We start from the raw sequence: 14,650 nt of genomic DNA, 5'->3' as shown, positions 1-14,650 counted from the left end.
ATAGCCTATGAATATGACCTTAAAACCGGCATTCGGACTTAGCGGCAGTGCCCTGAAAGTCATTGCCATGATTTCCATGGTGATAGACCACGTTGCTCTCTATCTGATGGAGCACGGTACCGTATTATACGAAACGATGCGCTGTGTAGGGCGCATCGCTTTTCCTGTATTTGCCTTCCTGATTGCGGAAGGGTTTATTCATACAAGAAGCAGGTATAGGTATTTCTTTACTCTGCTGGGCTTTGCCGTAATCAGTGAAATACCATGGTATCTGCTTAATGGAGCTGACGGGACACATAATGTGATGTTTACACTGGCCTTAGGAGTGGCCACGCTTATGGTTCTTGAAAATCTTCTGCAGCGTAGTATGGTACTTGGATTTCTTTGGACACTTGGCATGGCCGGACTTGCTTCCTGGCTTGGAGTGGATTATGAATGGAGAGGGATTCTTATTATTGTTTTCTTCTACCTTATTAATGGATATGGTCACTCTTTCCCATATAGTAGAGGTATGCAATTTTTTTGTACATTTACTTTGATGATGCACTTTGGGGTAATTGGTGCTATATTGGCCTGCATGGTTTTATATCTGTATAATGGTACAAGAGGGTTTGTACAAGGTAATATAGCTAAATATGGATTCTATGCTTTTTACCCTGTACACTTATCAATATTAGTATTAAGTGTACAGGGTAAATATTGCTAATCTAACTATTTTAGGTGTGGTAAATCAACTCCTATTCTAAGAGCATGATTAAAAATCTTGTTTACAATACGCTGTGCATAAAAATCTTTCAAGCCACCAACGTACTCTAATTGAATATCTTTATTCTCAATTTTAACAGCAAAATCATCGTTTACATTAAATTTATTATTTTCTATATGAACCGTTAAAAAGCTGTCATCCCATTTAATAGCCTTATTATCTGAAATGATAGAATAATCTCCTTCTTTCTCTATCTCTTTTAATGCTGTTCTTAATTTAACACTATCAGTACTTCCGTATACAAAGGCATAATTATTGTGGATTTTTGTAGGACGCAAACAATCACAACTCTGTGAAACACAAATAATATATTCTTCCACAACTCCTACTTTTTCTTTAGGAATATGGAGATCTGTCTTTAACTTAAAAATATCCCCAGTTTTTATCTGATGACGTTCTTGATTTGATAATTTTTCTTTAGAAACAAAAGTTAATATTTTATTAAAAAGAGCCAATTCCTGTTCTTTTGCTGTTTCAGTTTCATCCTCGTTTCTTTTAAAGAGCTCTCTTATTTTTTCTGCTTCGATATAAGTCCTCATTGCTTCTGCAATATCTTCTTTAATACATAGAACAAGGAATTCAATAAGATTATCAATATTTTCTTCTTCATAAGACTCCCAATGATGTAATAACATTCGATCAGTTATTCCACCTAAACCTTTTCCGCCTATGCCTAATTCTTCAGAAAGTATATTCTTCAACATTAAAGACAACAACAATGTACGTTGATTTGGAATATTACAAATAGCATCTGTTACTTTTCCATAAACATCATCAGGAGTTATCTCTTTCTTCAAGACAAAAATGACAGTCCCATTAATTAAAAGATAATTTCTACCCAATATATGGACAGAGTATTTTTTTTCATCCACTCTGTGTAATATCTCTAAACTTTTATTAACAATCTCATAATATGTCAATAAAATATTTAAATCATCTTTTACTATATCTCTCAACTTATTACAACATTCACGGCTATCTTCTTGAGGGAACAAACTACAAATATAACGCTTAAATTCTTTAATTATACAGTCTTGCTCTTCTTTAGGACTTAGTGTAAAAGCTGAAACAATATCATTAAGTTTTTTCATAAAATCAGTTTCAACATCTTCTGCTTCTGATTTCTCCTCAACTATTCCCAATACTTCAAAAAGTTTATCATTAATTTCCGCCTTCAGTTCATCAGATGTTTTCCTAATACAAAAATAAGCGTATATATTTAATAAAATATTATAATCATCCTGCTCGTTAGTATATATTGCTACCCATCTTATATACTTATTAGCAACTGCATTATCTAAAATCTTTAATGTGCTCTCATGCTTTATTCGGAAAGTAGCATCTAATTCCCAATCAAGAATCATCAAGTCTTTATGATTCAGCAAAAAGTCTTTATCATTATCAAATCCATCATAACCTCGAAATTTATATATGTCAAGATCACATTTTCCATCTTTCCTAAATGAAATATACAATTCTTTTGAATCATCAAAATATTTCCTATTTTCAGGGATGTCACAATATGGAGACTCATATTGATCATCTATACAAATAGCTGAATTAATTGCATTATATATAACAGCTTTTTTATCTTCTGTACTTATCATAATTGTTATTTTTTATATGACCTAATAACAAAACAAGCTCCATTTAACTTATTATACTCTTTATCATTACTTGCGATAATATCCAGACCTATAGAATTCAAATTTCTTCTAGCTAAGTATAACCCTATTCCACGCCCATTAGATTTTCTTGTAAAAAATAAAGTAAATATATCTTCTAATAAATTGTCAGCTATTTTTTCACCATTATTCATTACAAGAATCTCTTCATTTTCAGTACAATATTCTATATATATTCTACGCTCAGAAACAGGAATCAGCCAATACAATGCATTATTTATTATATTGATAAATGTCGAATAAATCACCGATTCAAATGTGAAAAAAGTATAATTTTTAAAATCATCACTAGCATCAAAATTGACCTCCAAATCTCTAATTTTAGAAGCAAAAAACAATTTTAGAGATTCTAGCAAATTCAAACCTGTAAAAGTCTTTTTTTGCCTACGTGACATTCTATATAGAGGCTGTAACATTTTATAATTAGCCTCCATATGCTCAAATGCCACTTTTAATTGACCATATTGATTCGATATTTCAGAATGATTTGCTGCATAATCTCCTAAATAACGAATAGATGTAGCCATCTGGGAATGGAGCACATTTAATTCATGATCTATAATTTCAGCAGAAATACCTAGTTGAGCCAATTCATCAGTAGCCTCCAACTTTTCTTCTAATTTTTTATGTTGTTCTTTATACCATCCAATTAAGACGTCATCATCTATATCAAAACTCAGATTTTCAATATGTGTAACAAATGATGAATATCTTGAATCAATTTGTGCTAAAATAGATTCTTTACTTGACAATATACACTCTATAGCCTTTTCATACTCTTCTTTTGTGTTTAAGACACTAATCATATTTGAAATCTCTTCTTTAAATGAGTCACTATATGATTTACCTTCCTCCATAAAATTGTTACGAATATCTTCAAATGCTAAAGATGTACGTTTCACATATGAATTGACAGTAGTTGTTATTTCTCTTAATGCTGCAAGATAATTGTTTTCATAATCCTTTCTAAGATTCTCAACATCAAATTTTTGCCTTACTTTTATTATTTCATTATCACAAGCAATCAATGACTTTATTATCTGATTATATACTCCAGTATATTCTGTATATTTTTTCTCCTGAATTGAACTTAATTTTATACGCGACGGCTTTTGTATTTTCAAACTTCGAAGCTGTTCTTTCTTCTGAGAAAGCAACTTCGATAAATCCTGGTACTCATTATAAGTTGTTTCCAAAGATTTAGATTTCAATTCTAATTGGAGATGGAGTTCTATTATCTCATTCTGCAGCTCAAGAATTTTTACTTCATTAGCTTTCAAGTCTGAATTTAACTTTGCTTTTGTCTGCTTAGCTTTTTTCTTTTCAGCCTCTAGAACTTTTTCATTTTTTCGAGCAATCTCATTCATTTGGATAGAATGAGCTGTGACATCATCCTTAGAGGAAGCAAAAAAGTTCTTAGCTATATCAGTAAAAAAATCTATTAAATTCTTTTTGAATTCTTTATAAGCTTTATTTTCTATCAAGCCCTCACGTCCAGCTTTGTCTGTAAGAGCTTTGTTTTTTTCACGTGTTATTGCAATATAACCATACATATTACGATGACTAAAGAAATAATACCCCGCTCTTTTAGATCTACGTTCCTCAAACTTAAGAAAATCATAATCAGTTCTACCATAAGGCAACACCCTAAAATTATCTCTATAAATATACAATCCCCCAAATTTCTCTGTTTTTTCATCCATAGTGATATATTCTTCAGGGGATAACAATGAATATTTTTGACGTCCTTCAATTTCTCCAAGTTCTATTTCAAAAGGGCCATAAGGTGTTTTACCTGGTAATCTGATTGGTCTAAATTTATAAGGGAAGGTCTGTTTATAGACTCGTACAATGCCATCAAAAACGCCATTTTCATCAAAATTTCCTTTTATATAATGATCAGCCTTCTCAAAATCACTATGATCAAAAAAATTACGAATTATATCGTAATTACCGTTTTCATTTCTAACATTAAAAGATGTTTTGAAGTCGGGCTCTTGTTGCATAAACAAATTATAAATTCCACTGAGAGAACGTTTAAGTTCAGACAGTGTAGAACTATCATCATCATTTGCATTGTAGTAAGCCAAATCCAAAAGTTGTTCATCAGGTTGAAAGATGAGAAACCGTGTTCCATGTTTATCTTGCGGAAGGAATAAATCCTCTATTTCTTTTTCTATTACATTAGGAACTTTAACAGAAGTAACACTATCGACAATATTTCGATGCAAACTTTCTTGCTCACTCCAAGCACAGGGATTATTTTGGAAATTACTCAAAAAATCCAACTTCATAACCTGAAGATTGTACCGGAATTGTTCAATATTATTAAACTCTAGAAGAGGAATATTAACATCATCAATAAAAAGATTGTAATTTTCAAGTATACGCCAATCCATCAGAAGCATCTGACAAGGTTCATTCTGTTTTTTGGTTAACATCAACATAGGAGAGCCCAAGTATGCTACAGATAAACGGCCAATACCCTTTTCCCCCATAGGGATTCTTGGACTCAAATTAAAACGCTGTTCATCTGTCAGATAAACTTTACCTCTAGATTTGGAGTCTGTACCTAAAACAATCCATTTTGATAATATATCATTCTTAGTCATACCAAATCCATCATCTGACAGACTAAAAATAGGAGATTCCACATCTGCATATCCATTCAAATATAAATCACAATTTAAATTTCTTGCATAAGCATCATATCCATTTTTCCATAATTCAGATATAGCTGTTGGCAAATCTGCAATCTGTCCTTTTCCTAACAAATCAACAGCTCTTGCTTTTGTTCTAAATTGTGCCATTGTATTTTTCTTTTAATTCATATAATAAAATTCCTAACCTTCTTGCATACTCAGGGGGTACTGCATTTCCTATAATTCTTGCATTAGCAAGAATGCTATTTGCACAGAACTTATAATCTTTAGGAAAAGTCTGTAATGTAGCACCTTCGCGTATAGAGAGTCCTCTATTTTCTATTGGATGCGCAAAACGGCCACTTGTTATTTTTACGAAATTTGTTGTAATTGTAGAAGAAGGTTTATCCCAACGTAATCGACCATAAACATCTGTAAAACTATGATCTTTACCTATATAACATCTTAACTGAAGAGCCGGATTATCTTTCCATGCTAAACGGGAACCACCATTTAATGGAGTATTAATCAGTCTTTTTATATTTATAGGAGCTAAACTTGATGCAGTATGCATAAAATCTGTTACGTCTTTATGCCCAGCCTCAATACTAGGGAATCCATTTTCTAAACCTATAAATTCAGACAACACAGCTTTTGTTTGATCTGGCTTAGGCATATAGACATCTCCCAATCTAGATGCAATAAGCGAGAATCTTTTTCTTGTTTGTGGAACTCCATAATAACACATATTTACTATTTCGTACTTATAAAAGTATTTTTTCTTCTTAAGGAAATCCTCAAATAGAGGAAATACACTATCAGTTCTAGTTAAAATACCCGGAACATTTTCAACTAGTATATAACCAGGATTATAATAATCTACAAACCTCATAAATTCCCTTAACAAATCTTTGGTATCTTTCGATTTTTTTCTATCTGTATTTATTATACTATAATACTGACAAGGACTACATCCTACAAAAATTAGATTATCATCATTCCTTTTAATAGAAAAATTCTCTTCGAAATAGTTTTCCTTTAACTCTCTAATATCTGAATTTATGAATGTTGAAGTAGGATTATTTTGTTCATATGTATCTTTACACTCCTCTGCAAAATCAACTCCAGCTATTACATCAATTCCTGACTGACGAAGGCCATATGTCATACCTCCTCCTCCACAGAAAAAATCTATTGCTTTCAACGAACTGGTGCACACTTTCATACTAATTAAAATTTGCAAGCAAATTTACGCATTTTATCTTTACGCATTATCATTTAATGATATAAATATTAAGTCGTGATCAAATGTAACAACAGTAATGACTATATTAATTCAATGATAAAACTATATGATGTATGAGTGAAATTTAAATATTATTCTGTTATATAAACTTTAATATTTCATTAAGTTTTTCTAAATATTCAGAATCTTCCGCATACCCAATCTCATCAAGCCAAAGCAGATAGTTACCACCTTTATACTTATATTGCACTTTAGTATAATAAGCCCTTACACTTTCCGTCCAATGATTGAATTCATAGTATTTCCCTGTACGAGGATTGGTAAGACCGAAAAGATTATGCTTATTCCGGCACACTGATGAACGGAACCATCCTGTTTCCAATATTGCCTGAGCCAATACGATTTTGGGGTATAGGATTCCGTTTCTTATGATTTCTTTATAAAGATTGGGGATGGTAAGTTCAGGAAGATTGTTTTCTGATTTAGGGATATCATCTGTTTTCTTTTGCAGTTCTGTTTTCAGGGATGCTTTCCTGTCACTATTCCGGCTGTTATCATCCAATTCCTTTTGATTGTCTGGCCTGACAGTCAGGGTATCCTTTGTCATCATCTTATTCTTTTCCCCTTTTGTAACATCCTTTTCTACATGCTTATAGGCCTCTTTTTGTCTTTCTGTTGGCAGAAGTTCCGAATCTCTGGTTATCGTATAGAACTGTGCCGATACACTTACTGGCAGAAACATCAGAAGCAATGAAATCAGAATAGTGTTGCGCATTTCTTTTTCAGAGGATTTCCGTAAATACATTTGTGGCATTCAGGCGGTTAGAACCGCAAATATAACAGCTTAATTACAGTAATATGGAAATGCACAACAGAAATCAGTCCGATTTGTTGCCATACGAAAAACTGGCAATATTGGGTATCGACCGTGAAAAGGCGGACAGCTTACCCATGGAAGTGAAGGAGAAGCTGATGGCAGGTGAAGTGACTCCCATCATGCAGGTATCCATCAACGCAAGGAACGGCAGCATCATCACCATGCCGATGAAGCTACAGATGACTACAGACAAGAACGGTGCTCCGGCTCTGATTGCCTATCCGGTACGTGCAGAACTGGACCGGGAACGCAACAAGGTTCTCAACCTCACTCAGCAGGAGGCTGAACGTCTGGCCAGAGGTGAGGTAATTCAGAAGGCGGTCAACGTAAACGGTGAAAAGACTCAGCAGTATCTCCAGCTTGATCCGGAAACAAAATCCGTCATTCACAAGCGTGTCACAGACATAAAGCTGGAGCAGCGTCTGAAGGACATGGAGAAGGTAAACGACATTGAACTGGGTATGCAGCAGAAGCAGCAGGTACGGGAGGGAAAACCTGTTGAACTGAATGTAGGCGGAGAGAAGGTTTCGGTCGGCATTGACCTGAAGGAGCAGCAGGGATTCAGGCTTATCAAGGGTGACATGAAGGAATGGGAAAGGCAGCAGAAACTCCGCTATGACGAGATTCATCCTGAATACCTCGGCCTTGTTATGACAGACAAGAACCGTTGGGAGTATAAGAAGGTGGTGGACAAACAGTCTATGGAGCGTGCCATTTCACTCTCTGCATCACGGAAGGAAACAAAAGCAAACAGCCTTAAACTCTAATACTGATTCCTATGACTAAAAAGACAGATTCAGATAATGATACCGATATCATACGGCAGTTCAACGAGTTGAAAAAGAAGCATCCGGATGCCATGCTGCTGTTCAGACGGAACAGTTTCTATGAACTCTATAAGCAGGATGCCGTAAAGGCTACCGCAGTACTTGCCATCGAGATTGCAGACAGGATGCTGCCTGACTACAAGAGACCTGTAAAGGTTGCATCATTCCCACAATCGGCACTTGACGTTTATCTGCCCAGACTGATACGTTCCGGAATCAGGGTTGCAATCTGTGATGCCTTGGACAGTCCTTTGAAGAAGAAGGCCGGACAGGACAAGACTGAGAATAATGACAGAACCATTCAAAACAATACAGATATGGGAAAGAAGAAAAAGGAACAGGGTGCGCAGGAAACTCCTAACAGAACAGTGGAAAACACTGTTGATGTAAAACCTGCAAGGAAAAAGAAGTCGAAGGCCAAAGCTGAGACCAGGACGGATAATGAGGTAAAGACCGAAAAGAAGGACGAACAGAAAACGGAGGCAACTCAGGAACGAAAGCCCCGTGAGCCGCAGATGGTAACGGCCAACGGTGAAAAGGTTACTCATGGTCATGCCTACCAGAGTACCACCAATCCTGCCGACTGGTACTTTACCGCAAAGATTGACGGACAGCAACTCAAGCCGCAGAAGATGGATGCAGCCGACCTTGCAGCCTATCAGAATAAGGAAATGACGGTGCCGCAGCTGATGGAACGCTACTATCCGACAAAGCTGATGCCGAAGGTATCTGAGGAAGCCTTCCGTATGCCAATGGAGATTGCAGGACCGGACGGTTCCATAACCGTAAACAAGTTCAATGTCTATAAGGAGAAGGACGAGCAGCGTCCTGACTTTGGGAAATACAAGTTCTATGTTCAGGTTGGGGATACGAACATGTCTGCCGTTGCTTCACGCCAGGACCTGAATGCCTACTTCGACAGAGTGGCCACTCCAAACCAGCTTATTGAGAAGAACTTCGGAGAACGTCTGCATCTGAAATCCGCATACGAGAAATATCAGCTTCCTGAAGGTGTTGACCCCAAGGGTGTGCGTGTAGCCAAGGACAGGAACGACAACAAATGGAAGGTGTCGGTTGACCTCGGAGAAAAGGGACAGACTTCCCGGCATGAAATCTCCTTCGATGACGGCTATTCTCTTTTCAAGACCAAGACGGCCACAAGGGAACAGATTGCGGCCAAGTACCTGAATACGGAAATAACCGATATGCTTGCCGCCAACACCGCAAAGGTGGAGAAAACGGCTTCTATGAAAATGTAACATAATCAGAGTTGTTTAATCAATTTTATGTAATAAACTAAAGATATAAGATATGTCAGCTAAAATGAACCATGAGGAGCTTGTGGAGCTTCTGCAGGAGGGTAAGATAGGTTTCCTCCGCTTTGTTATGGACAGTGAGAATGCAGATGATTATCTGGAGTGGTGCCGGTCACACGGTACGGACCCTTCGGATGAATCGGCCGAATTCTATGTGGAACAGACGGACATCGAGCAGATGAACCGTCAGGTAATGGATGACGACAGCTATGGCATCTGGAACTGACTCTCAGGGAAACAGCGGACAGGCGGCCATAGACCGCTTCGCTGCAATGATGATTGAGCGTATGCAGCAGATGAAAGATACCGGATGGAAACAGGGATGGATTGGCGGCGCATCAGGTTATGCCGGACTGCCGCAGAATGTGGGTGGCCGCAACTATTCCGGTTCTAATTCCTTCTTCCTTCAGATGCATACCGTAGCCATGAACTACCAGCTTCCGGTATATCTGACCTTCAAGCAGGCACATAACCTGAAGGCTCATGTCCTGAAGGGTGAAAAGGCCTTCCCGGTGGTGTACTGGGATATGATGATAAAGGACAGTCACGGCAAGAGGATAAGCACGGAGGAATACCGTGCAATGAGCAAGGAAGAGAAGAAGGATATGGATGTCATTCCTTTCATCAAATCATTCCCGGTATACAATGTGGCACAGACCAATCTGGCAGAAGTACAGCCGGAGAGGATGCAGAAACTAATGGACAGGTTCAAAGTTCCAGAGCTTCGGGATACGGAAGGTATGTACACCCATGCCGCACTCGACCGTATGGTGGAGACGCAGCAGTGGCTTTGTCCGATACGTGCCGACAAACGTGAGAACGGTGCCTATTATTCTCCCTCAAAGGATATTGTGGTACTGCCCATGAAGGCGCAGTTCAATATTGGTGATTCTCCAGAAGAAACCTACCGTGGTGGAATGGAGTATTATTCTACCATGTTGCATGAAATGACTCACTCCACCATGACACCGGAGCGTCTGAACAGGGAGATGGGCGGAAGGTTCGGTGACCCGAAATATGCCAAGGAGGAACTGGTGGCGGAACTTACGGCTGCCATGATCAGCCATTCCATGGGCTTTGATTCCAGGATAACGGACAACTCTGCTGCCTATCTGGACTCGTGGATTGGTGTACTGAAACAGGAACCGAAGTTTATCGTATCGGTCATGGCTGACGTGAACAAAGCTTCCGACCTGATTCTTGACCATGTGGACAAACAGCGTCTGGCTCTCGGCGAGCAGCCTTATCTGGCGAAGAATGACCCGCTGACTTCAATGAGTGCTGACGAAGAGAAATCTTTCAAGAATGCGGCCATCGTCAAGACCCGTTCTGGAGACTATGCCATCCGTGCGTCATACGATGGTGTGGAGTTGGGACTGAAGAAGGTTTCCAAGGAAACGGCCAGGACATTCTTCCAACTTACGGACTGGAGGGACAAGGAGGCTTTTCTGAACATGACGGCACGGAAGACATACGAACCGGAGATTACCATGATGGGCAGGAACCGGAATGCCGGTACAGGACTTGGTATATGAAATTCTGTATAACATCTTAAATCGGAAAGCATGAGTGACTACAAGGTTAATTTCAGGGAAATGAAATCCCGTGTAGGGATTGATGACATTGCATATGCTCTGGGATACCGTCTGGACAGGAAGGCCGGTGTCGGACGTTACATCGAACTGGTGCTCGGTGAAGGCGGTAACAGGAGAGATACGCTGATTGTCAGCCATCCCAACGACAAGGCAGCACAGACGTTCTTCCGGCGTGACGGTTCCAAGGGCGATGTGGTGACACTCATCCGTGAGAATCTTTCTTCCTTTACGGTATCAGGAAAGGATGAATGGCAGAAGATAGCCAAGGTCATGGCACGTTTCGCCAACATGCCTGAACCTGAATACAGGGAGAACAGGGAGTATGTAAAATCGGCAGGAAAATCATGCGGTGTGTTTGACGCTTCCAGATATGAGGTGAAGCCGGTTGATACCGAAAAAATACCGGGACTGTTTTCCCGGCGCGGACTGTCCAAAGCGACCGTTACGGTTCTTTCACCCTTTATTTCCCTTATAAGGGACAGGAACAACGGGAAGTTTGAAGGCTACAATATCGGATTTCCATATACTGACGGAAAGGGAAATGAAGTCAAGGGGTATGAAATCAGAGGACATGGCGGTTACAAGTCGAAGGCTGCCGGTACGGATTCGTCATCTTCGGCATGGGTGGCTGTTCCTTCGGGTATCAGACCGGACAATGTAAGAAGCGTGTTCTTCTGTGAATCGGCTTTTGATGCCATGGCCTTCTACCAGATGAACCGGATACAGATTGGGGACAGTGCGGCTCTGGTTTCACTGGGCGGCACATTCTCTGACAGGCAGATAACCGGAGTCATGGAACGCTTTCCCAATGCACGTGCCTTCGACTGTTTTGACAACGACCTGGCAGGGCGAATATACGGACTGCGCATGATGGCCCTGCAGGAAGATATTCAGATGAAGATAAGCAGAACTGACGGCGGCATCCGGATTGAAGCGAAGGGAAAGGTAATCGAGCCTGACATGGAGCGTCCTCTACTGGCCCAGGTTGCCAGGCAGCTGAACATCCGGTACCGTATGGGACAGTGGCTTCCTCCGAAGGCTTTCAAAGACTGGAACGACTGTCTGCTGAACAGGCCGATGGAGCCGGTAATTTCACCTCATAAGGAGGAACGTGAACAGAATCTGAGCGAACAAAGGAATAAAGGACGTAAAATCTGAATGATATGGACAGAATCAAGTTAAGAATAACGGTAGTGGCTGTCCTTGCAGTTTTTCTGCTGAAAGGTACGGACACTTTTGCACAACAGACAGACCCGACTCTGGCGGGTGCTGTCTTTGCACAGACTTCCACTCTGAAGAATATCTATGACAAACGTCAGAAGGCTCATGAGAAAATCATTGCTGCCGAGACTGCCGTAACGGTTGCACTCGACAGGGTACACAGTGTGGAGAACAAGATGCTGGAATATCTTTCCAATGCACAGGGAGCCATGCAGAATCTCTATCAGATTAAGCGTGCCGGAGAACTGGTGACCACGGAGATTCCTCAGAACTGTAATCTGCTGCTCAAATCGGTCGGCAGTAACCTGAAGGGAACGGCCATCGCTGCTATAGTTTCTGATGAACTGGCCGATGCCGCAACCCAGATGGCTGCGCTTTATCCGTTCATGAAGCAGCTGGTAACTTCCGGAAGTTATGATACAGGCGGTTCTGACGGAGGTAAGGAGAAGCACAAGGTAAACCTGCTCAGTTCTTCCGAGCGGTACTACATAGCAAACGAAGTACTGACCAGACTGGAGGCTGTCAATACCGACCTCTTTATCCTGGCATGGCAGGTACACACACTCTCATGGAACGACCTTTGGTTCTCTCTTGACCCGGAAGGTTGGGCAAGCGTGATGTCTGGCAAGAACATAATAGGTGGAATCGTTGCGGACTGGAACCGTGGATTCTCATACAATTAATTCAAACATAGTAATTTATCAGTAATATGGATTCAGAAAAGAAGATTATAGGACGCTGCCCGTTCTGTGGCGGCAACGTGGTGAAGACCTGCAAGGGGTATCGCTGCGAAAACAACACAGGTGAGCATCCTTCTTGTGTGCTCAACATCAATGCCATAATCGGCAACCGAAAAATGAATGACGGGGAGATTGCCGAGTTTCTGGAGAAACGCTGTATCCTTCTGGACGGCTTTTCCACCAAGGAAGGAAAGACTTTCCCGACAGTGCTGGAACTTGCTGATGACGGTGCAGTCAATATGCAGTCTGTAATCGGCAGGTGTCCGCACTGCGGCAGCGAGGTACGTGTGGGAACAAGGGCTTTCAACTGTTCCAACTACAGCAATCAGGAAGCACCGTGCTCATTCGCCATATGGAGGAATATAGGCGGCCATCAGCTGACACTGGAAGAGGCGAAGGAGCTTTGTGAGAAAAACATTACTTCATCCGAACTGGAGATGTACCGGGAAGACGGTTCCATTTACCGCAAACGCCTCGGTCTGGCTCCGGATAAACTTCAAATCGTAAAGATATGAAACAGGGAAAGAAACTTCTGATACTGCCTGCAGTGGCAGTTCTGCTCGGAATGGGAACCGGCTGTTCCGACAACAGCGGGAATAAGGCGCAGGATATTGCAAAAAAGGCACTGATGGCTTCCGTGGACAATCCGGAATCCGTAAAAATTGTCGGTATCAGCAAACCGGATTCTGTATTTGGCCGTGAGTATGTTACAATGAAGGAGAAGATGGCTCTTTCTGTGGCCATGATGAAAATCAGCCGCAGGTTTATGGAGGATACGGATTTTAATAATCCGGATTCAGAATGTCACGGGATGTCCGGACGGATGAAACGTCAGATGGATGCCATGACGGCACTCCGCTCTCTGATGGTTTCCGGTGAACTGAAGCCTATAGGTGATGAAAGTAGTCAGGAACGCAAGCCGTTCAACGGTTGGAAAGTAAAGATAGAGTATGAAGCCACTGATTCTGACGGACAGCCATACCGCTCTGAATATTGGTTCATTATGGATAAGGAAGCGCAATGTGTAATCAGGTCATTTGAAATCCCACGGTTATGAAGCTGAAAAGATTTTTATTACCGATTCTGGCATGGAGTGGACTGATACTCACTTCCTGTCATTGTGAACATGAAGAAGATGACGGCCTTTTATCTTCCCTTCAGGTTGGCAATGTGATTTGTTCGGACGGGAATATATTGTCCATGGACAAATTCAAGCAATCTGAGAAAGAAGCTGTTGCCATAGTTTTCCATGTAAACCGTAGTGCTGAAACTGACAATCTTGGTTATGCAGTTTACATTCATGATATGGAACCTTTATCTTTTGCTGACAGTCTCGGTATTGACCAGTGTACTTCTGCATCATTGACTGAAGAGGACGGAAATGAGAATACCTATTCTTTGTTCAATAATGAGGAAGTCCAATCACCAATGGCTATCAAATCTTTTGATTTGTGGAGTTATGGACAATCGGCCTATATTCCTTCTGTCCAGCAACTCTCATTTCTGTTTTCTGTCCGGCATCAGATTAATGAGTTTATAAATCAAGTCGGTGGAACTCCGATTAATCTGAATCCGGGTGAATGCTGGTTATGGTCTTCTACTGAAGTGGAAGGGCAAAAGGAGAATAAAGCATGGCTTTACTCTATGCAGTCAGGAACTATTCAGGAGACACCGAAAGATCAACCTCATAAATCCAGGCCGATAATTTCTATATATACAACCAAATAAATAAAAG

14 protein-coding genes are annotated in these 14,650 nt (G+C 40.3%); 10 read left to right on the top strand and 4 right to left on the bottom strand.

Annotation, left to right across the window (positions count from 1 at the left end; translation table 11 throughout):
* Positions 1-7 precede the first annotated feature (7 nt).
* Positions 8-706 (top strand): TraX family protein, encoded by a 699-nt coding sequence (locus WKU26_RS12010; protein WP_340322199.1) that lies wholly within the window; start codon positions 8-10, stop codon positions 704-706.
* Positions 707-711: 5 nt separating this feature from the next.
* Here the strand turns inward: WKU26_RS12010 and WKU26_RS12005 are convergent, their stop codons facing one another.
* The 4 genes from WKU26_RS12005 to WKU26_RS11990 form a co-directional block, all read right to left on the bottom strand.
* The gene (locus WKU26_RS12005; RefSeq protein WP_340322198.1) at positions 712-2,373 is read right to left on the bottom strand and encodes a response regulator receiver domain; all 1,662 of its coding nucleotides are present in this window, start codon (positions 2,371-2,373) and stop codon (positions 712-714) included.
* A gap of 5 nt (positions 2,374-2,378) precedes the next feature.
* On the bottom strand, positions 2,379-5,261 hold the full coding sequence (locus tag WKU26_RS12000; protein ID WP_340322197.1) for an ATP-binding protein: 2,883 nt from the start codon (positions 5,259-5,261) through the stop codon (positions 2,379-2,381).
* Positions 5,248-6,297 (bottom strand): DNA cytosine methyltransferase, encoded by a 1,050-nt coding sequence (locus WKU26_RS11995; protein ID WP_340322196.1) that lies wholly within the window; start codon positions 6,295-6,297, stop codon positions 5,248-5,250. Before WKU26_RS11995 ends, WKU26_RS12000 begins: the two co-directional genes overlap by 14 nt.
* Positions 6,298-6,478: 181 nt before the next feature.
* Positions 6,479-7,114: a glucosaminidase domain-containing protein gene (locus tag WKU26_RS11990; protein WP_340322195.1), complete on the bottom strand. Its 636-nt coding sequence runs from the start codon at positions 7,112-7,114 to the stop codon at positions 6,479-6,481.
* Positions 7,115-7,197: 83 nt separating this feature from the next.
* Between WKU26_RS11990 and WKU26_RS11985 the strand changes: the two genes are divergently transcribed.
* From WKU26_RS11985 to WKU26_RS11945, 9 genes are read left to right on the top strand one after another with little or no spacing between them, the layout of a single operon-like run.
* The gene (locus WKU26_RS11985; protein WP_340322194.1) at positions 7,198-7,983 is read left to right on the top strand and encodes a DUF4099 domain-containing protein; all 786 of its coding nucleotides are present in this window, start codon (positions 7,198-7,200) and stop codon (positions 7,981-7,983) included.
* 11 nt (positions 7,984-7,994) lie between these two features.
* A complete protein-coding gene (locus WKU26_RS11980; protein ID WP_340322193.1) occupies positions 7,995-9,302 on the top strand; it encodes a DNA mismatch repair protein MutS in 1,308 nt (435 codons plus the stop codon).
* A gap of 52 nt (positions 9,303-9,354) precedes the next feature.
* On the top strand, positions 9,355-9,585 hold the full coding sequence (locus WKU26_RS11975) for a hypothetical protein (protein ID WP_304214027.1): 231 nt from the start codon (positions 9,355-9,357) through the stop codon (positions 9,583-9,585).
* Positions 9,569-10,894: an ArdC family protein gene (locus tag WKU26_RS11970; protein WP_340322192.1), complete on the top strand. Its 1,326-nt coding sequence runs from the start codon at positions 9,569-9,571 to the stop codon at positions 10,892-10,894. The genes WKU26_RS11975 and WKU26_RS11970 overlap by 17 nt, the downstream gene beginning before the upstream one ends.
* A 30-nt stretch (positions 10,895-10,924) precedes the next feature.
* On the top strand, positions 10,925-12,112 hold the full coding sequence (locus tag WKU26_RS11965) for a toprim domain-containing protein (protein ID WP_340322191.1): 1,188 nt from the start codon (positions 10,925-10,927) through the stop codon (positions 12,110-12,112).
* Positions 12,113-12,117: 5 nt separating this feature from the next.
* Entirely contained in the window at positions 12,118-12,858 is a 741-nt protein-coding gene (locus WKU26_RS11960) for a hypothetical protein (RefSeq protein ID WP_340322190.1), read from the top strand.
* A 26-nt stretch (positions 12,859-12,884) separates the two neighbouring features.
* Entirely contained in the window at positions 12,885-13,430 is a 546-nt protein-coding gene (locus WKU26_RS11955) for a type IA DNA topoisomerase (protein WP_340322189.1), read from the top strand.
* The gene (locus tag WKU26_RS11950) at positions 13,427-13,972 is read left to right on the top strand and encodes a hypothetical protein (RefSeq protein ID WP_340322188.1); all 546 of its coding nucleotides are present in this window, start codon (positions 13,427-13,429) and stop codon (positions 13,970-13,972) included. Before WKU26_RS11955 ends, WKU26_RS11950 begins: the two co-directional genes overlap by 4 nt.
* Positions 13,969-14,643 carry a hypothetical protein gene (locus tag WKU26_RS11945; protein WP_340322187.1) on the top strand — a complete coding sequence of 225 codons (675 nt, stop codon included), beginning with the start codon at positions 13,969-13,971 and terminating at the stop codon, positions 14,641-14,643. Before WKU26_RS11950 ends, WKU26_RS11945 begins: the two co-directional genes overlap by 4 nt.
* The last annotated feature ends 7 nt before the right edge of the window (positions 14,644-14,650 follow it).

Source organism: Phocaeicola sp. HCN-40430, from assembly GCF_037890285.1.
GTDB classification, from domain to species: Bacteria; Bacteroidota; Bacteroidia; order Bacteroidales; family Bacteroidaceae; genus Phocaeicola; species Phocaeicola acetigenes.
This window is presented reverse-complemented; position numbering and strand designations above follow the sequence as displayed.